The sequence below is a fragment of the Polaribacter sp. KT 15 genome, from assembly GCF_900143115.1.
GTDB classification, from domain to species: domain Bacteria; phylum Bacteroidota; class Bacteroidia; order Flavobacteriales; family Flavobacteriaceae; genus Polaribacter; species Polaribacter marinaquae.
In genome coordinates this window covers 2,016,955-2,036,111 of sequence record NZ_LT670850.1, presented here as the reverse complement: position 1 = coordinate 2,036,111, position 19,157 = coordinate 2,016,955, and the positions used below count along the sequence as shown (strand labels likewise).

General features: G+C 29.6%; 12 protein-coding genes and 1 riboswitch. Of the genes, 5 read left to right on the top strand and 7 right to left on the bottom strand.

The features are described from left to right. Positions 1 to 34 precede the first annotated feature (34 nt). Genes B5464_RS09105 through B5464_RS09095 form a run of 3 tightly spaced genes read right to left on the bottom strand, consistent with a single transcriptional unit; the run spans position 35 to position 5,938 of the window. The gene (locus B5464_RS09105; RefSeq protein WP_079738110.1) at positions 35 to 1,204 is read right to left on the bottom strand and encodes an O-succinylhomoserine sulfhydrylase; all 1,170 of its coding nucleotides are present in this window, start codon (positions 1,202 to 1,204) and stop codon (positions 35 to 37) included. Positions 1,205 to 1,250: 46 nt separating this feature from the next. Further along, complete coding sequence (gene thrA, locus B5464_RS09100) at positions 1,251 to 4,652, bottom strand: bifunctional aspartate kinase/homoserine dehydrogenase I (protein WP_079738109.1); 3,402 nt, start codon at positions 4,650 to 4,652, stop codon at positions 1,251 to 1,253. Between the two features lie 11 nt (positions 4,653 to 4,663). Continuing rightward, a complete protein-coding gene (locus B5464_RS09095) occupies positions 4,664 to 5,938 on the bottom strand; it encodes an O-acetylhomoserine aminocarboxypropyltransferase/cysteine synthase family protein (protein ID WP_079738108.1) in 1,275 nt (424 codons plus the stop codon). Between the two features lie 125 nt (positions 5,939 to 6,063). Beyond that, positions 6,064 to 6,174, bottom strand: a riboswitch (SAM riboswitch). A 363-nt stretch (positions 6,175 to 6,537) separates the two neighbouring features. On the opposite strand from B5464_RS09095, the gene metK reads away from it, so the two are divergent. From metK to B5464_RS09075, 4 genes are all read left to right on the top strand, one after another. Beyond that, positions 6,538 to 7,794: a methionine adenosyltransferase gene (gene metK / locus B5464_RS09090; RefSeq protein WP_079738107.1), complete on the top strand. Its 1,257-nt coding sequence runs from the start codon at positions 6,538 to 6,540 to the stop codon at positions 7,792 to 7,794. Positions 7,795 to 7,950: 156 nt separating this feature from the next. Further along, complete coding sequence (locus tag B5464_RS09085) at positions 7,951 to 10,431, top strand: zinc-dependent metalloprotease (RefSeq protein ID WP_079738106.1); 2,481 nt, start codon at positions 7,951 to 7,953, stop codon at positions 10,429 to 10,431. Positions 10,432 to 10,507: 76 nt separating this feature from the next. Next, entirely contained in the window at positions 10,508 to 12,091 is a 1,584-nt protein-coding gene (locus B5464_RS09080) for a carboxypeptidase-like regulatory domain-containing protein (RefSeq protein ID WP_079738105.1), read from the top strand. A 67-nt stretch (positions 12,092 to 12,158) separates the two neighbouring features. Then, complete coding sequence (locus tag B5464_RS09075; protein ID WP_079738104.1) at positions 12,159 to 13,112, top strand: tRNA-dihydrouridine synthase family protein; 954 nt, start codon at positions 12,159 to 12,161, stop codon at positions 13,110 to 13,112. 7 nt (positions 13,113 to 13,119) lie between these two features. Here the strand turns inward: B5464_RS09075 and B5464_RS09070 are convergent, their stop codons facing one another. Further along, the gene (locus B5464_RS09070) at positions 13,120 to 14,748 is read right to left on the bottom strand and encodes a mechanosensitive ion channel family protein (protein ID WP_079738103.1); all 1,629 of its coding nucleotides are present in this window, start codon (positions 14,746 to 14,748) and stop codon (positions 13,120 to 13,122) included. Between the two features lie 298 nt (positions 14,749 to 15,046). Here B5464_RS09070 and B5464_RS09065 point away from each other — a divergent pair, with 298 nt between their 5' ends. Beyond that, positions 15,047 to 15,505 carry a hypothetical protein gene (locus tag B5464_RS09065; protein WP_079738102.1) on the top strand — a complete coding sequence of 153 codons (459 nt, stop codon included), beginning with the start codon at positions 15,047 to 15,049 and terminating at the stop codon, positions 15,503 to 15,505. 164 nt (positions 15,506 to 15,669) lie between these two features. On the opposite strand, the gene B5464_RS09060 is transcribed toward B5464_RS09065, so the two are convergent. The 3 genes from B5464_RS09060 to B5464_RS09050 are packed head-to-tail and all read right to left on the bottom strand — an operon-like array spanning position 15,670 to position 19,109. Continuing rightward, positions 15,670 to 16,185 (bottom strand): gamma carbonic anhydrase family protein, encoded by a 516-nt coding sequence (locus B5464_RS09060; RefSeq protein WP_079738101.1) that lies wholly within the window; start codon positions 16,183 to 16,185, stop codon positions 15,670 to 15,672. A 7-nt stretch (positions 16,186 to 16,192) separates the two neighbouring features. Beyond that, positions 16,193 to 16,924 (bottom strand): LytTR family DNA-binding domain-containing protein, encoded by a 732-nt coding sequence (locus tag B5464_RS09055; RefSeq protein ID WP_079738100.1) that lies wholly within the window; start codon positions 16,922 to 16,924, stop codon positions 16,193 to 16,195. A 1-nt stretch (position 16,925) separates the two neighbouring features. Further along, a complete protein-coding gene (locus B5464_RS09050; RefSeq protein ID WP_079738099.1) occupies positions 16,926 to 19,109 on the bottom strand; it encodes a histidine kinase in 2,184 nt (727 codons plus the stop codon). Positions 19,110 to 19,157: the final 48 nt, after the last annotated feature.

Below are 19,157 nucleotides of genomic sequence, written 5' to 3'. Positions count from 1 at the left end.
TAAAGGTAGTAAAAAGAATAATTAAATATTAATTTTATTGCATTGCTTGTTTTAAATCATCAATAATATCTTTTACATTTTCTAAACCTACAGAAACTCTAACCAAACCATCTGTAATGCCAACTTCTAAACGATCTTGTTCAGACAAACGACCATGTGTCGTAGAAGAAGGATGCGTTACAATGGTTCTAGTATCGCCCAAATTAGCAGATAAAGAACACATTTTAATTTTATTTAAAAAATTTCTTCCTGCTTCGATACCGCCTTTAATTTCAAAAGCAACAATGTTTCCGCCTAATTTCATTTGCTTTTTTGCAATTTCGTATTGTGGATGCGATTTTAAAAAAGGGTATTTCACTAAAGTTACTTGTTCATTTTCTTCTAAAAACTGTGCAACTTTTAAAGCATTTTCTGCATGTTTTTCTACTCTTAATGCCAAAGTTTCTAAACTTTTAGACAAAACCCAAGCGTTAAAAGGCGACATTGCTGGCCCTGTATTTCTAGCAAATAAATAGATTTCTCTAATTAAATCTTTACTACCAACAGTTACACCACCTAAAACTCTACCTTGCCCATCCATTAATTTTGTAGCAGAATGAATAACCAAATCTGCACCAAATTTTATTGGTTGTTGCACGTAAGGCGTTGCAAAACAATTATCAACAATAAAAATTAAATTATGCTTTTTTGCAATTTTACCTATTAGTGCTAAATCTAAAATATCTACTGCCGGATTTGTTGGTGTTTCTATATAAAGAATTTTAGTGTTTTCTTTAATTAAACTTTCAACTAAATCTACTTCATCAACCTTAAAGTAAGAAGTTTCGATATTCCATTTTGGCAAATATTTTATGAACATGCTATGCGTAGACCCAAAAACCGATCTACAAGAAACAATATGATCGCCTGCGTTTAATAATGCCGCAAAACTTGAAAATATTGCAGACATACCTGTCGCAAATGCATAACCAGTTTCTGCGCCTTCCATAGCAACTACTTTATCTACAAATTCTGTTGTGTTTGGGTTTGTAAACCTACTATACAGATTACGTTGTTTTTCTTCGGAAAAAGAAGCTCTCATTTCTTCTGCATCATCAAAAACAAAACTCGATGTTAAATATAAGGGTGTAGAATGTTCTGAAAACTGACTTCTTTCTGTCTGATTTCTTATTGCTGATGTTTCAAAATGTTTGTTTTTACTCATTTTTATTTTTTATGATTCTGAAACAAGTTCAGAGTGACACTATGTGTCAATTATTATGTTTTGCCAATCTTAAAATATCACCAAAAACGCCTCTTGCAGTAACGCTTGCTCCGGCTCCGGCACCTTGTATTACAATTGGTTGCTCGCCATATGATTCTGTGTAAATTTCAAAAATAGCATCAGATCCTTTTAGAGATCCTAAAGGAGTAGATTTTTCTGTAGAAACTAATTTTACTTCTAAATTACCTTTTGATTTTGATAAATCACCGCTTAATTCGCCAATATATCTTAAAACATGATTTGGTTTTTGATTTTCTTTTAAAGTTTGATATTCGGTATTTAATAATTCTAAATTTTCTAAAAAGCTTTCTGCGGAACCTTCTCTTAAATTCTCTGGAATTAAATTTTTGATAACAACTTCATCAAATTCATTTTCTAATTCTAATTCTCTTGCAAGTATCAATAATTTTCTAGCAACATCATTACCGCCTAAATCTTCTCTAGCATCTGGCTCTGTAAACCCTTTATCAATTGCTTCTTTTAAAACTTCAGAAAAAGGAACATTTTTATCAGAAAAATTATTAAATAAATAACTTAAACTTCCAGAAAAAACACCTCTAATTCTAGTTATATTTTCTCCGGATTCATGTAATAATCTAATTGTATCTATCAAAGGTAAACCTGCACCAACATTGGTTTCGTATAAATATTGTTTTTTATATTCTTTTAATTTAGCTCTTATTTCTTTGTAAAAATCAAAAGATAAAGTATTTGCAATTTTATTACAAGAAACTAAATCGAAACCGGCTTCTATTAAAGGTAAATAATTAGCTACAAAATTTACACTAGCAGTATTATCTACGGCTATTAAATTTTCGAAATGATGTGCTTTTGCAAAGGCAATAATATCATTAACGTTTACATTTTCTTCACCACTTTCTAAAAGATTCTCTTTCCAATTTTTAGAAACTCCATCTTTTTTTAATAGTACTTTTTTAGAATTTGCTACAGCAAAAACATTCAATTGTAATTTTCTTCTTTCTAAAACAGACTGTGTATTTTCTATAATTTGGTCTATTAATGTACCACCAACTAAACCTTTACCAAAAACAGCAATATTAATTTTCTTAACAATACCAAAAACTTGCCCATGAATTACATTAACTGCCTTATGTAATTCTGATTTCTTAACAACCAAACTAACATTTTTACCTGTAACTGTATTGTTGAACAACAAAGGCACAATTTGATTTTTAATTAAAGCATTATAAGGATGATGAAACTCACTTAAATCTTGACCAATTATAGAAATTACAGCAACATCTTTAACAACAGAAATCTGATTTACATCTTGTGAATAAAAGTCGTTTTCGAACTCTTTTTCAAGGGCATTTATTGCTTCTTCAGATTCATTTTCTGCTATAATTAATCCGATTCCTCTTTCTGATGAACCTTGCGAAATAATACTAACACTTATATTTCTATCGCTTAAAGCTTTAAAAATTCTTGCATCTACACCAACTTTACCTAGCAAACCTCTACCTTCAAAATTTAACAAAGCAACATCATTAATTGTAGAAATCGATTTAATTCCTTTTGATGAAGATGCCGAAGTGATAAGCGTGCCTTTATCTTCTTCTTGAAAAGTATTTAAAATTCTAAGATTGATGTTTTTTTCTATAAGCGGTATAATCGTTTTAGCATGCAAAATTGTTGCCCCAAAGTTTGCCAATTCATTTGCTTCAGAAAAAGACAACTGCTCTATCTTTTTAGCATCAGCAACCAAATCTGGGTTTGCCGTAAAAATTCCGCTTACATGTGTGTAATTCTGTAACTCCTCTGCATCTAAATAATTGGCTAATAATGCTGCAGTATAATTGCTACCATTTCTACCCAATGTGGTTGTTTCTCCATTTTTATTTGCAGCTACAAAGCCACTTACAATATTTATTACGTTGTTGTTTTTCTTAAAAAATGCTGTTACATTCTCTTTAGAAACTGCTGTTATTGGTTGTGCATTTCCAAAATTTTCGTCTGTAATTATTAAAGATCTAGCGTCTATTGCATTTGCCGGCACACTAATTTCTTCTAGTAAGCTTGCTACTAATTTTACAGACAATAATTCTCCTTGCGCTAAAACTTCATCTTTAATTTTACTACTGTAATCGCCTAATAAAGAAACCCCTTCAAACAAGCTTTCTAGTTTTGTAAATTCCGTTGTAAAATCTACTTTATTTGTTGGCGCTTGCTGATATTTTTTAAAATCTTCAAATTTAGATTTGTACTCTTGTTTAGCTGCAGCAGTATTTAAAATATCTTCTAAATTGTTAGTTGTATTGCCTCTTGCAGAAACTACAACCGTAATTTTTTTATTCTCTTTGTATTTTTTTGCAATAATACGTATCGCATTTTTTAAGCCTTTTCCGTTGGCTAAAGATTTCCCTCCAAACTTTAAAACTTTCATCTTCTTTTCTCTGTAATCTTTATTAAAAATAGGTGCAATAATTTTTTCTAATTGATCATATTCTATTAAAAAAGCATCATGACCATGCACCGAATTTATTTCGTTATAAGTAACATTGTCTTTTGTTAATGCTAACTTTTTATGTGTTTCTCTGTTTTCTTCCGCAGTAAAAAACAAATCAGAATCTACCCCAATAATATGAATGTTGGCCTCTATCTTATCTAAGATTTCTTCAGATTTTAAACCTCCGTTGGTAACATCAATCGTTTTTAATAATTGATTCATTAATTTATAAGACGATAATTGGTAACGTTCTTGCAACTTTTTGCCATGATGCAACAACCAACTTTCTACATCAAAAATATCTGAATTTACTTTTTTTGATCGATGAAAACGCTCTTTAAAACTTTCTGGCGTTCTATAACACAACATTGCATGCATGCGTGCATCATGCACGGGATTGCTAGAATTTACCAAAAATTGTTCTTGAATTTGGCAATTGGCTATTAACCAATCTGTAGATTTCCAATCTGTTGCTATTGGTAAAAAATGTTTTGTTAATTTTGTATTTAAGACCAACATTTCCCAAGCAATTCCGCCACCTAAAGAACCTCCTATCAAAGCAAATATTCTATCAATTTTTAATAGATTCAATCCTTCTAAAAAAATATTGGCAACATCTCTTGCTATAAAATCTTTATAATTTTCAATTAAAAAACTATCAAAACCATTGCCTGGTATATTAAAAGACAAAATGGTATAAACCTCTGTGTTTATTGCTTTATCTAAACCTACAATATCTTGCCACCAACCGTCTTTTCCAGCAACATTAGAATTACCTGTTAATGCATGATTGATTAAAACCACAGGAGCCGACCCTAATTCTTTACCAAAAACTTGATAACTCAAATTTAATTCAGGAATTTTTACACCAGCTTCTGTGGTAAAATTTTTTATTTTGATATGTTTTAGTAATTCTTTCAAGTAAAATCGATTTATATTTCTGAAAAAGCTGCCTTTAAATCTGCTTTTAAATCTTCTATATCTTCAATACCAACAGACAAACGAATTAAATCTTGCGATACACCTGCACTTTCCTGTGCAGTTTCATCTAATTGTTGATGTGTTGTACTAGACGGATGAATAATCAACGATTTTGTATCACCAATATTTGCCAACAAAGAGAAAACCTTTGTTTTATCTGCAATTGTTTTTGCCGCTTCAAAACCGCCTTTTGGCCCAAAAGTTACAATACCACTTTGCCCCTTTGGTAAATATTTATCAGCTAAATCTTTGTATTTACTACTTTCTAAACCAGGATAATTTACCCAAGCAACCTCTTCTTGTGCTTCTAACCACTTTGCTAATTCTAAAGCATTTTTAGAGTGCTGCTGAATTCTAACCGGCAACGTCTCTAAACCTTGAATAATATTAAATGCGTTTGTAGGACTTAGTGCACCACCAAAATCACGCAATCCTTCTAAAATCAATTTAAAAGTATAGGATGCTGCACCTAAAGCCTCGTGATATTTTAAACCATGATACCCAGCAGAAGGTTCTGTAAATTCTGGAAATTTACCATTTGCCCAATTAAAAGTTCCTGCATCTACAATTGCGCCTCCTAAAGAAGTTCCTTGTCCGCCAATATATTTTGTAAGTGAATGTATTACAATATTTGCACCATGTTTAATCGGATTTAATAATGCAGGTGTTGCTACCGTGTTATCTACAATAAAAGGAACTTCTGCAGCTTTCGAATGCACAGCAATTGCTTCTAAATCTAAAACATCTAACTTCGGATTTCCTAAAGATTCCACAAAAAATGCTCTTGTATTTTCTTGTACAGCTTCTGCAAAATTATCAGGATTAGAAGCATCTACAAAAGTTGTAGTAATACCAAATCTTGGTAACGTAACGCTTAGTAAATTATACGTTCCGCCGTATAAACTGCTCGAAGCTACAATATGATCTCCTGCTTTTAAAAGCGTTAGTAAACCTGTAGAAATTGCTGCCGTACCAGAAGCAAAAACCACAGCTCCAATACCGCCTTCAACTGCTGCTAATCGATCTTGTAAAATTTGATTTGTAGGGTTATTTAAACGTGTGTAAATAAAACCTAATTCTTTAAGCGAAAATAAATTTGCTGCGTGTTCTGAATTGTCAAAAACATACGAAGATGTTTGATAAATAGGAACCGCTCTTGTTCCTCCGTTTTGTGTTACGTCATGCCCTGCATGTAATGCGTTTGTTGCTAATTTTTGAGTACTCATTTTTCTATTTTTTTGAGTTAATAAATGATTAAAACAAAAGTTGAATGCATCAATTTATTATTGATGTACTTACTAGAAAAATGTTATTAAGAAAATAGAAGTTTCCAGAACAGGAAAATTCTTTTTTGTTATCTATCCAAATACAAAATATTTAGGTAGAATGTAGCACCTTCTTTATTTCTAAAGGGTTGCTAAGGCTTCATCGGGTCTAATCCCTTCACCTTTCTTGATAACATTTCAATAAGTTATTGAACTTTGTGAGTACAAATATATGTTCAGAAAAATTTAATATCCTAATAAAATCGCAACTATTTTTTTACGGCTACAAATTTCACATTTTATTATACTAAGTTTTAATTATTCCTTAAAAACAGCGTTTTAAAACTCTTAAAATTGATTTATTGATGATACTATCATAAATAATTATGATAAAAAAGTGTGGCTTTTAATTTTATAGTGTACTTTTGCAGTCGAATTAAGAGGAAAAATTTGAACTGATTGCAACCTCAATAAAAAAATGCTAAAGCAGTAATTATCTACTTCTTTTAGCGACTACGCAATCAATTTTAATTTCCTACAACATTTAAAAGAAGAATATTATGTCATATTTATTTACCTCAGAAAGTGTTTCTGAAGGACATCCTGATAAAGTAGCAGATCAAATTTCTGATGCTTTAATAGATAATTTTTTAGCCTTTGATAAAACAAGTAAAGTAGCTTGCGAAACATTAGTTACAACTGGGCAAGTTGTGTTGGCTGGAGAAGTAAAGTCTAAAACTTATTTAGATGTACAGCAAATTGCAAGAGATGTAATTAATAAAATTGGTTATACAAAAGGAGAATATATGTTCGACGGAAATTCTTGCGGTGTTTTATCTGCAATTCACGAACAATCGCCAGATATTAACCAAGGTGTTGATAGAGCAAAACCAGAAGAACAAGGTGCTGGAGACCAAGGAATGATGTTTGGTTATGCTACAGATGAGACAGAAAACTACATGCCTTTGGCTTTAGAATTATCTCACAGGCTTTTAATTGAATTAGCAGCTTTAAGAAGAGAAAACAAAGACATTACTTACTTAAGACCAGATGCTAAATCTCAAGTAACTATAGAATATTCTGATGATAATGTTCCGCAAAGAATTGATGCGATTGTAATTTCTACTCAACATGACGATTTTGACAAGTCTGATGATGTTATGTTAGCCAAAATTAAAAAAGATATCGTTGAAATTTTAATTCCTAGAGTTGTAGCAAAATTACCTGCTCATATTCAAAAATTATTTACAGATAATATTACGTATCACATTAACCCAACAGGCGTTTTTGTTATTGGTGGACCTCATGGAGATACAGGTTTAACTGGTAGAAAAATTATTGTTGATACTTACGGTGGTAAAGGTGCACACGGTGGTGGTGCTTTCTCTGGAAAAGATCCTTCTAAAGTAGACAGATCTGGCGCTTATGCAACTAGACATATTGCAAAAAATTTAGTTGCTGCCGGTTTATGTAAAGAAGTTTTAGTACAAGTTTCTTATGCTATTGGTGTTGCAAAACCTACAAGTATTAACGTAGAAACTTATGGTACAGCAACTGTTGGTTTATCCGACGGAGAAATTAGTAAAAAAGTAGAAGAAATTTTTGATATGCGTCCTTATTTTATAGAACAACGCTTAAAATTAAGAACGCCAATTTACTCTGAAACTGCTGCATATGGTCACATGGGTAGAACTCCAGAAATTAAAACAGTAACTTTTTCTAATCCAATGGGAGAAACTGTTTCTGAAGAAGTAGAAACTTTTACTTGGGAAAAATTAGATTATGTAGACAAAGTAAAAGCGGCATTTAATCTATAAAATTATACAAACTTTTAAAAGCCTTTAGATACGTCTAAAGGCTTTTTTTATGCTCAAAATTTAACAGTAAGCAGGTTTTCTCTTTAACAATTTTTTAAGAAGTCTTAACTTTTTGTTTACGTAACTTCGAAAGTTATAATATTAATCAAATATATCATGACAAAAAAAATACTTACTAGGCTGCTTTTAGTAGCTTTCGTATTTGGTTTTTCTACTGAATCTTCTGCTCAATTTTGGAAGAAAAAGAAAAAAGAAGCACCGAAAACTGCAGCAAAACCGAAACCTAAACCTAAAAAAGGTGGAATTCAGCCTTATAGTAAGGTAGTAACAAAAGAACACAAAACAGACGAAGGTTTGTTTAAAGTGCACCAAAAAGATAATTCTTATTTATTTGAAATACCAGATTCTCTTTTAAGAAGAGAAATGTTAATGGTAACAAGAATTGCTAAAACTGCCAGCGGTATTGGTTTTGGTGGTGGTAAAACAAACACACAAGTTTTGCGTTGGGAGAAAAAAAATAAACAAATCTTATTAAGAGTTGTTTCGCATAGCGTTGTTGCAGATACTTTGTTACCTGTGCACGAAGCGGTAGTAAACTCTAACTTAGAACCAATTTTATTTTCTTTTCCTATCAAAGCATTTAGTAAAGATTCTACTGCAACTGTTATAGATGCAACTTCTTTATTTTCTACAGATGTAAAACCATTAGGTTTCCCTAATTTTTACAGAAGAGCTTACCAAGCTACTAGAATGGATAAGACTCGTTCTTATATAGATAGAGTAAGTAGTTACCCAAGAAACATAGAAGTAAGACATGTTAAAACTTACTTTGCAAACAAAGCGCCATCTAATAGTGCGGTTGGTTCTATTACTTTAGAAATGAGTAATTCTATGGTTTTATTACCAAAAGTACCAATGAAACGTAGATATTTTGACGAACGTGTAGGTTGGTTTGCTAGAGGTCAAACAGATTATGGTTTAAAAGATCAAAAAAGTAAAACGGTTAGATATTTAGATAGATATCGTTTAGAAGTTAAAGATGAAGATATAGAGAAATTTAAAAGAGGAGAATTAGTAGAGCCTAAAAAACAAATTGTTTATTACGTAGATAGAGCAACTCCTAAAGAATGGGTACCATATATTATACAAGGTGTTAACGACTGGCAAGTAGCTTTTGAAGCAGCTGGTTTTAAAAATGCTATTGTTGGTAAAATGGCACCAACTAAAGAAGAAGATCCAGAGTATAGCCCAGAAGATGTGCGTTATTCTGTAATTAGATATTTAGCATCTCCGATTCCTAATGCAAACGGACCTCACGTAAGTGACCCAAGATCTGGAGAGATTTTAGAATCTGATATTAATTGGTACCATAATGTAATGACTTTATTACATAACTGGTTTTTTGTACAAACAGCTGCAATTAATGAAGACGCAAGAAGCAATAACTTTAAGACAGAAACTATGGGACGTTTAATTCGTTTTGTTTCTTCTCACGAATTAGGTCATACTTTAGGTTTACCTCATAACATGGGAAGTTCTGTAGCTTATCCTGTAGATTCTTTACGTTCTGCAACTTTTACAAAAAAATATGGTACTGCGCCATCTATTATGGATTATGCTCGTTTTAACTACGTTGCACAACCAGAAGATAAAGGTGTTGCTTTAATGCCAGACATTGGTCCTTATGATAAGTACTCTATCAACTGGGGTTATAGACCAATTTTAGACAAGACTGCCGAAGAAGAAAAAGAAACTTTAGATAAGTGGATCTTAGACAAAGCAGACAACCCAATGTATCATTTTGGTCGTCAGCAATTTGGTGTTGTAGATCCAAGTGCACAAACTGAAGATTTAGGAGACGACGCTATTAAGGCGAGTGATTATGGTATTAAAAATTTAAAAAGAATTTTACCTAGATTAGAAGAGTGGACTACAGAAAAAGGACAGACTTATGATGAAATGGCTACAATGTATGGTCAAGTTATTGGTCAGTTTGGTAGATACATGGGACATGTTTCTTCTAATGTTGGTGGTATTTACGAAAACTATAAAACTGCAGATCAAGAAGGTGCTGTTTACACACATGTAGACAAAGCACATCAAAAAGCAGCTTTAAAATTTGTAATCAATCAATTATTTAAAACTCCTACTTGGATGTTAGACAAAGACCTTTTCTCTAAAACACAATCTAGTGGTGCTTTAGAAAGAGTTAGATCTTTACAAGTAAGAACTCTAAATAGCCTTTTAAGTGCAGATAGAATGGCACGTATGATAGAAAATGAAACTTTAAATGGCGCTAAAGCTTACAATTTAGTTTCTATGTTTTCTGATGTAAGAAAAGGTATTTGGTCTGAATTATATAGCGGTAGAACTATAGATACTTATAGAAGAAATCTTCAAAAAGCACATGTAGAGCGTTTAGACTTTTTATTAAACGATGCTAAAAACCAAAGAGGACGTTTTGGAACACCATCTGTAAATGTTGGTCAGTCTGATATTAAATCTTTTGCAAGAGGAGAATTAACTAGATTAAAAAGAGATGTTAGAAATGCAGCTTCAAGAGCTTCTAACACAACTTCTCGTTACCACTTACAAGATGTTTTAGCTAGAATTGAAGTAGCTTTAGATCCAAAGTAAGAAAAAAATTAATGTTCATTTAAAAAACCACGCCCAATTTTGGCGTGGTTTTTGCTTTTAAATCGAAAAAAATAGCATGAAAAAAATTACCTTTTTATTTTTTCTTATCTCGTTTGTAAACTTTTCGCAAGAAAAAATCTCTTTTAAAGTTTTAGATAAACAAACTAAAAAACCCGTTGTTTATGCAACGGTTATGTTAAAAAAAATAAAAAGAGGCACGCATGCAGATGTAAATGGTAAATTTCAAATTCCAAGAAAATATAAATCAAACGGAATTATAAGAATTTCTTCTATCGGCTATAAAACCAAAGAAATTAAATTATCAGCATTAAAAAATAAAAAAGAACATATTGTCTATTTAACTGTTTATAATAACAGTCTTAACGAGGTAGTAATTTCAACATCAATAAAGAAAAGAAAGAAAAAACTTTTAGGTGTGCAAATTGTTAGAAAAGCAATAGAAAACATCTTAAATAATTACCCTACAGAACCACATTCTTATATTGGTTATTACAGAGATTACCAACAACCAGTTGGAGATTCTTATCAGAAAAAAAATAATTATAAAGAAAAAATAGATTACATAAATGTTAACGAAGCAATAATTGAAACTTTTGACAATGGTTTTAAAACTGATAAATTAAAGAGTAAAAAAAATCAATCTTTATTATATAATTACATTGAAAACGATAAATTTATTAAAGATTCTACACTTACTATACCTTATGATAATGCTGATAAGAAATTTTCAGAAAGCGTATATATTAGTCCGTTAGGCGGTAATGAATTAAATATTTTATCCTTAACAAACACTATTAGAAATTACAATAAAATGTCTTTTTCTTTTAGCAATACATTTAACAAACATTTTATTAGAAATCATAAATTTAAACTTAAAAAAATTATTTATTCTGATAAATCACCATTGTACGAAGTAACTTTTAACTCGATTAAAGGAAAAACTAGTTACGAATATGCAGCTTATGGAACCATTTATATTTCTAAACAAGATTTTGCAATTCATAAATTAAACTACAATTTGTATTACAGATTCAAAAAGAATCCGCAATACTCTGTTACCATAGCATATAAACCTATTAAAAACAAAATGTATTTAAACTACATTACTTTTAATAATTTTTTTGAAGCCACAAATGGCAACTATTTTAAAATTGATAAAACAACATTTAATAAAAAAAAGAAAACTTTTAAGATTTCGTTTAACAGATCTATCTATTTAAGAAGTATAACACCAATAAGGTCTAAGTTTAAAATTTATTATAAAAACGAAAAATTAAAAGTTACTGATGTAAGTATTAATGAAGAAAATTCAAGAACGCTCGAAATTCAAATTGATAGAGAATCAATAGAAAAAATGGATTTAAATAATAGCGTTACTGATAGCAATTATGCAAATAATTTTGTTTTTGATATTATAAATATAAAAGACATCGGAGGCTTTAAAATTAATGAAAGACAGAGTTTAAAGCTAAACCAATATAGAGAATTTTTTGTGCAAGAAGTCTTCGAGCACAAACTTTTACCCGTACAAAAAGAGTTTGTAAACAAGAGTTTACCTTTATCTAAATCTAAAATAACAGATTTAAAATTAGAGAATGATTATTGGATTAATACACCTTTAAAATCTTCTAAAAATTAATAGATTCGATATTTATATTTAGTATTTGCTTTAAAAAGTATTCTATATTTGCAGCTCAATATTTGTCATGAGTCAAACATTACTTTCTTCTCCTTTACAAGGTTTTACAGATTATAAATTTAGAAATGCTTTCAATCATTTTTTTGGCGGAATCGATACGTTCTACGCTCCTTATATTCGATTAAACGGTAAACTTGTTATTAAAAATTCTTACAAGCGAGATATTGAATTGGCAAATAATACAACGCTAGAAGTTATTCCGCAAATTATTACAAATGATGTTGATGAGTTTTTATTTGTTGCTAAATATATAAGAGAATTAGGCTACAAAGAATTAAACTGGAATCTTGGTTGCCCTTATCCAATGGTTACCAAACGTGGCATGGGTTCTGGATTAATTGCAGATCCAGGAAAAATAAATAATATTCTTCATAAAGTTCATAATGAATCTGATGTTTTGGTTTCGATGAAAATGAGAATGGGTTATGAAAATCCTGAAGAAATTTTAAAAACTTTACCTGTTTTAGACAAGTATCCTCTTAAAAACATTGCAATTCATGCAAGAATTGGAAAACAGTTGTATAAAGGCGGGACAGATTTAGATTCTTTTCAGAAATGTATCGACAATACAAAACACAAATTATATTATAATGGCGATGTTACTTCTGTAAATGCCTTTAAAAAGCTACAAGAAAGATTCCCTACAATAGATCATTGGATGATTGGTAGAGGCTTAATTGCTGATCCTTTTTTACCTAATATGATTAAGAAAGATACTTTAGAATATCCAAAAAATAGATTTGATATTTTTAATGAATTTCACGATCGAATTTTTACTGAATATGATGCAGCTTTATCAGGACCAACTCCCATTAAAATGAAGATGCTTGGTTTCTGGGAATATTTTTCTAAAAGTTTTGCAAATCCGCAAAAAACCTATAAAAAAATTAAAAAAGCTCAAAACGTAAAAAAATACGAAATTGCAGTTAGAGAAATTTTTAAAGAAGCTAAAAACGGTTAGTTAAAAATTAATCTTCTTTAGGGTTTTCTTTATTAAATTCTTCTAAAACTTTTGTAATTGCAGTATCTATTCTACCTGCATCCGTGTTATATTTAGGATTTAAACCTTGTTTCTCTGGAAAATGCTCTATAGTAACTGTTGTAGACGGAAAAGCAAAATCTACTCCTAATTCTTTTGCCAACTTTACTATTGCAATATGCAATCGATGTTTAGAAGATTGCTCTACACCCCAAGCCAAACTTTTAAAGTATACATTTACCATTACCAACAATGCCGAATCTCCAAAACCAGTAAATTCTACATTATAAGAATCAGATCTTGTTTCTGGATGCGCAATAATTATTTCTCTTACGCCTTTTACAAACGCCTCGATTAATTCTGGCGGAGTATCATAGCGCAAACCTAAATTTGTGTTATAACGTCTAAACAAACGTAAACCTTTGTTATTTATAACAATTTCTGATAGTTTACTATTGGGTATTTGGTAGACAGATGTATCTGCTGCACGTACACTTGTAGATCTAAAACCTACTTTTTCTACAGTACCAACAACTTCTCCGGCTTCAATCCAATCTTCTATATGAAACGGTTTGTCTAAAAAAATCATAATTGTACCAATTAGATTTTTTACTGTGTCTTGAGACGCCAAAGCAACAGCCAAACCACCAATAGTAGCACCTGCTAAAATTGTTGTAGTATCTACACCAAATAAAGCTACTAACCTTAAAATACCAATAAATATAACCAAGCCAACAAAGAAGTTGTGCAATATTGGTGATAATTGATCGTCTAATCGGTTATGAGTTTTTTCTGTAAAGACACTGTAAAACTTCATTAAAACATGAACTAAGTTTATTAAAACGTATGTCCAAAAAACAACCTTAGCAATATCTATAAACAAGAAAACCCATTTATTAATTTCTAAACTAAAGTATAACGAAGGAAAAACACTATCTAAAAAACTAATAGCAATTAATAAACTAATTGGTCTTGCCAATTTTTTTAAAGATTGATCAAAAGTAATATCTGTAGTTTTCGTAATTTTTTGCTGTATTTTATTTAAAATTACAAACGTTAATTTTCTAAAAACAAAAAAGATAAGTACGGTTAATACCATAAAAATAAGCACAGAAAATAATTGCCAATATTCTATGGTCCATAATTTTTTATGTCCAAATTCTGGAATAAAATCTTGAATCTTTTGAACATACCAAGGAAAAACAGCATTGTATAAACTATCTATTTTAGCAACTGTTTCAGAAGAATAATACCATTTGTTTTCTATTTTTTCTACAGATATCTCTGGCATTCGTTGCGGAAAAGGTGTGTATTTTTCATAAGAAGAATATCGAACAGTATCTTTATAGTTGGCATTTTTTGGCACTTTATTAAAATCTACATAAAGACCTTTACCGTCTAAAACCTTTTTAATTCTTACAACTTTTTTTATCGCTTCTTTTTCTGGTAAACCTAAAATTGTCTTAGCAGATTTTTTAGGTTGATAAGAATCTGATTGTAAAAAATATAAATGCGTATATAAAGTAGCATTAGGGTTGCTTAAATCTACTCTTACAGAATCTTTTTGAGCGTTTATTGTAAATGATACTAAAAATAATAACCAAAATATTTTACGCATAGAAATAATAATTTTGAAAAATTTAATTACAAATTTAAACCTTTTGACTTTTTTACAGTCAAAGAAGTATAAATATTAAAAAATAAAACATTTACAACAATAATAAAGCTTAACAGTTGCTAATTTTTTGGGTTGATTAATTAGTATATTGTAATACTCGAATTCTTAATTGAATTCGAGTTTTTTTTTGCTTTAAACACAAACCTTAAAATACTGTTAATAAGAAACATAAATTAAACCTTTTCAATTTTACACAGTCTTAGAAGTATAAAATTAAAATAATTAAAAAGATAAAAACATGAAAAAATTAGCAAGCATTTTAGTATTCGTATTCGCATTTACAGTAAGTACGCAAGCACAAAGAGGTAAAACTGATAAACGTGCAAGATTAACAACAGAACAACAAACAGAATTGACTGTTAAAAAAATGACCCTAGCTTTAGATTTATCTAGAAAGCAACAAAATCAAATTAAGCCTTTAATTTCTAACCAAATTGCAGAAAGAAAAGCAGAGATGGAAAAGAGAAAGGAAGCTAGAAAAGATAAAAAAAGACCTACTTCTGATGAAGTTTTTGCAATGGAAAATAAAAGATTAGACGCTCAAATAGCAATGAGAAATAGCATGAAAGATATTTTAAACGACGAACAGTTTGAAAAATTTGAAAAAATGCACAAAAAAAGAGCTATGAAAGGTAAAAAAATGGCAAAAAGAAAAGGGATGAAAAATCGCAAAGAAGGTAGAAGAGTTAGAAAATAAATATTTGAATTAGTTGATTAATAAAAAGACCAATTTCTGTTAAGAAATTGGTCTTTTTTAATTTAAAAATCTTGGGATTGCGTTAGGGATTGAAATGGCATCCTTTTTTGAGGAACGAAAAAAAGATATAATGTAAAGCCCGACCTTGTGTAACGCCAAAAAAATTACTCTTTAAACCAGCTAGAATAGGTAACGTAGTTGTCTGCAATTCTGTTTATTTCTCCAGAAATTAATTCTTCTGAAATATCTTTCACTTTTTTAGCAGGTACGCCCGCGTAAATACTACCACTTTCTACTTTTGTGTTTTTTGTAACCACAGCACCTGCTGCAATTATAGAATTAGATTCTACTACGCAATCATCCATAATAATACTTCCCATACCAACCAAAACATTGTCTTTAATTGTACAACCGTGCACAATTGCATTATGTCCAATAGATACGTTATTGCCAATAGTTGTTGGCGATTTTTGATACGTTGCATGTATTACAGCGCCATCTTGAATATTTACTTTATTGCCAATTTTTATAAAGTGTACATCGCCACGAATTACCGCATTATACCAAATTGAACATTCTTTACCTAAAGATACTTCGCCCAAAACTGTTGCATTTTCTGCTATAAAACAATCTGATGGAATTTGTGGATGTTTACCTCTTACTGGTTTTATAATTGCCATATTTTTTTTATTTAAAATAAGAGAGTAGGTTACTTTTTTGGGATGCAGAAACCAAAATTTCTTTTCCGTTTGATACAATAACGCTACCGCCTTTACCTTTTTTATATTTAATTATTGCGTTTACATTAACTAGATATGATTTATGTATTCTAGCAAAAGTATATTCTTTTAAAATACCCTCGAAATGTTTTAGTGTTTTGCTAACTAGCTTTTTAGAATTAGATAAATAAATTTCTGTATAATTATCATCTGCTTTACAAAAAATAATATCGCTTACATCTAAAATTTCAAAACCATCTTGTTGCGGAATTGTAATTTTACCATGTACAGCTAAACTTTTTGTTTCTAGAATTTTATTTTGAAGTTGCTGTTCTTTTTGTTTAATTTCTAAAACAGTATTTACTGCTTTTATTAATTGATCTATAGAAATGGGTTTTAATAAATAATAACTTGCATTATTATTTAACGCTTCTATAGCATAATGGTCGTAAGCTGTAACAAAAATAACCTCAAAAGTTCTATTTTCTATTTTTTCTAACAAATCGAACGCGTTACCAAAAGGCATTTCTACATCTAGAAAAACTAAATCTAAGTTGTGTTTATTTATTAAATTGTAACCTTCTTCTATGTTACTAGCTTCACCTAATAAATTAACATTAGGGCAATATTTACTTAAATAGTTTCGAATTATATCTCTACTAATTTCTTCGTCTTCTACTATAATTGCATTTAATTTCATTTCAATTCTTTTTCAAAATCAATTCTACTTTTGTTCCTTCACCGTTTTCTAAAGCATTAGAAACTTTTACAGAAATTTTATCTTTGTACATACTATTTAAAATAGCTATTCTATTTTTTATAGTACTCATTCCTTTAGATTTTTGCTTTAATTGATTTTTAGTTTTTAATTTTTCAGATTTTTTTCTTCCTATACCGTTATCTAAAATCACAACTGAAAGTACATCCGGATTTTTAAGTTTCATAGAAATTTCTAATTTTCCTTTCTCTTTTCGATACCTTAAACCGTGCCAAATTGCATTTTCTATATAAGGCTGTAATAACATTGGTGGTATGGCAAATTGTTCTAAATTAATGTCTTTACCAATCTTTATTTCGTAATCAAATTTATCTTTAAATCTGTTATGCTCTAATTTTACATATAGTTCTAACAATTCTAATTCTTTAGTAAAAGGAATAAAATCTTCATCAGAATTTTCTAAAACAGATCGCATTAATGTAGAAAATTCTGATAGATATCTATTGGCATTTCTTTCATCATTAACAGCAATAAAACTGTTAACAGAATTTAGAGCATTAAAAATAAAATGCGGATTCATTTGCGATCGCATAGATTTTAAAGCTAATAAATTATTGGCAATTTTTTGTTGCTGGCTATTTCTGTACATAAAATAAACTAACAAAATCATTAAGAAAAAACCACCAATTAAAGAGTAAATAATTATTCTTTGGCTTTTATTACTTTCTTCGGATAACCTAGAATCTATATAAGCTAAATTAATTTTGCTATCTGCTAATTCTTTATCTTTTTCTAGACTTAAAATTCGGTTTTGGTTGTCGGCAATTTTTTTTGAAAATCTTTTTACTTGCTGTATTTCTTGCTCTTTACCGATATACAATGAATCTACTAAGGCTACATATTTTTGATAATTTTTTAATGCTTTGTCATACTCACCAAGATTTGAAAAAACTTCTGAAATTCTTCTCGTAGCATCTTTTTCTACTACAATATCTTTGTTCTTTTTGGCTTCTGTCCTACTTTCTTCTAGGTAAGAAATAGCTTCTTTGTAATCTTCTTTTAAAATATAGGCATTTCCTATTTTATAATTAATTTTTTGCGGAGTTACAGCGTCTTCATTGTTTATTTTTTCCTTCGAATTATTTTCTTGTGCTGTTTTTTCTAAACTCTTTTTTCTTAACTCGATCTCTTGGTCATATTTTTTTGATGAATTTAAAAACTCTGCAACCTTTTCTTCTTCTAACAACACTCTTTTTAAATCTTCTTTTTTAGCAAAGTTTAATGCTTTATTAAACCCTTTTGCAGCCAATTTAATTTTACCTTCTGCAGAATAAACAGTTGCCAGTTTAGAACTTATATCGGTTAATTTAGAAGTTACATTGTGTTGTTTTGCTTCATTAAAGGCTAAATTGTAATACTTCTTAGTTTCTATATATTTCTTTTGCGCAAAATAAATATCTCCCAAACTTTCTAAAACAATTATTTTCTCATAAAAACTTAGATTTTCATCTTTAATCTCTAAGAAAGTTTTTTTACTTTCTTCGTATTTCTTTAATAAATATTGCGCCGTTCCTAATTTTATTTTAGTAGAAAGATCTTCTTTAATTTGATTTGATAACTTATAGTTAGTTACCGCTAAATCATACTGTTTCCAGTGTAAATATATATCTGCTAACACTTTATAAGTATGAGAGTTTCTTTCTTTCGAGTTACCGCTTTTAATCGCGTTTTCTATAAAATATAAACTTTTGTCAATATCAATTTTCTTGTAAAACTGTGCAGAATCTAAGTATGTGTTATAATTATCTTGTTTTCTATTCTTTCTTTTTAATAGTTTAGATGAGATTTCTGTAATACCTTCTACTAAGATTTTAATTTCTTCATTAGATTTTATAGTGTAATAAACGTCTTCAAAATCAGAATGACTTACCACTAATTGATCTCCTATTCTGGCTTCAACGTTGTAAAAATCTTTAATTTCTGAATAATAAAATTGTTTTCCGTTTACAAAAACATCTGCATTTTTAACAGCAGCTCTTGTTTCTTTCAGCTCTATTTTAACCTGAATAAAAAAACTTTCTTGCGTTTGGTTTGTAGTATTTTCTTGAGCATAAAATAATGCAACAAAAAATATAAAATAGATTTTTATGTATTTTCTAATATTCATTTATAGAAATTAATTACTGTAAACATACACACAAAAAAGCATCTAAAA

Excerpts from the sequence above, each read along its gene's own strand:
- B5464_RS09085 (WP_079738106.1), top strand. The coding sequence starts at position 7,951 with ATGACAAAAAAAATACTTACTAGGCTGCTTTTAGTAGCTTTCGTATTT.
- B5464_RS09065 (WP_079738102.1), top strand. The coding sequence starts at position 15,047 with ATGAAAAAATTAGCAAGCATTTTAGTATTCGTATTCGCATTTACAGTA.
- B5464_RS09055 (WP_079738100.1), bottom strand. The coding sequence starts at position 16,924 with ATGAAATTAAATGCAATTATAGTAGAAGACGAAGAAATTAGTAGAGAT.
- B5464_RS09075 (WP_079738104.1), top strand. The coding sequence starts at position 12,159 with ATGAGTCAAACATTACTTTCTTCTCCTTTACAAGGTTTTACAGATTAT.
- B5464_RS09095 (WP_079738108.1), bottom strand. The coding sequence starts at position 5,938 with ATGAGTACTCAAAAATTAGCAACAAACGCATTACATGCAGGGCATGAC.
- B5464_RS09050 (WP_079738099.1), bottom strand. The coding sequence starts at position 19,109 with ATGAATATTAGAAAATACATAAAAATCTATTTTATATTTTTTGTTGCA.
- B5464_RS09105 (WP_079738110.1), bottom strand. The coding sequence starts at position 1,204 with ATGAGTAAAAACAAACATTTTGAAACATCAGCAATAAGAAATCAGACA.
- metK (WP_079738107.1), top strand. The coding sequence starts at position 6,538 with ATGTCATATTTATTTACCTCAGAAAGTGTTTCTGAAGGACATCCTGAT.
- B5464_RS09070 (WP_079738103.1), bottom strand. The coding sequence starts at position 14,748 with ATGCGTAAAATATTTTGGTTATTATTTTTAGTATCATTTACAATAAAC.
- B5464_RS09060 (WP_079738101.1), bottom strand. The coding sequence starts at position 16,185 with ATGGCAATTATAAAACCAGTAAGAGGTAAACATCCACAAATTCCATCA.
- B5464_RS09080 (WP_079738105.1), top strand. The coding sequence starts at position 10,508 with ATGAAAAAAATTACCTTTTTATTTTTTCTTATCTCGTTTGTAAACTTT.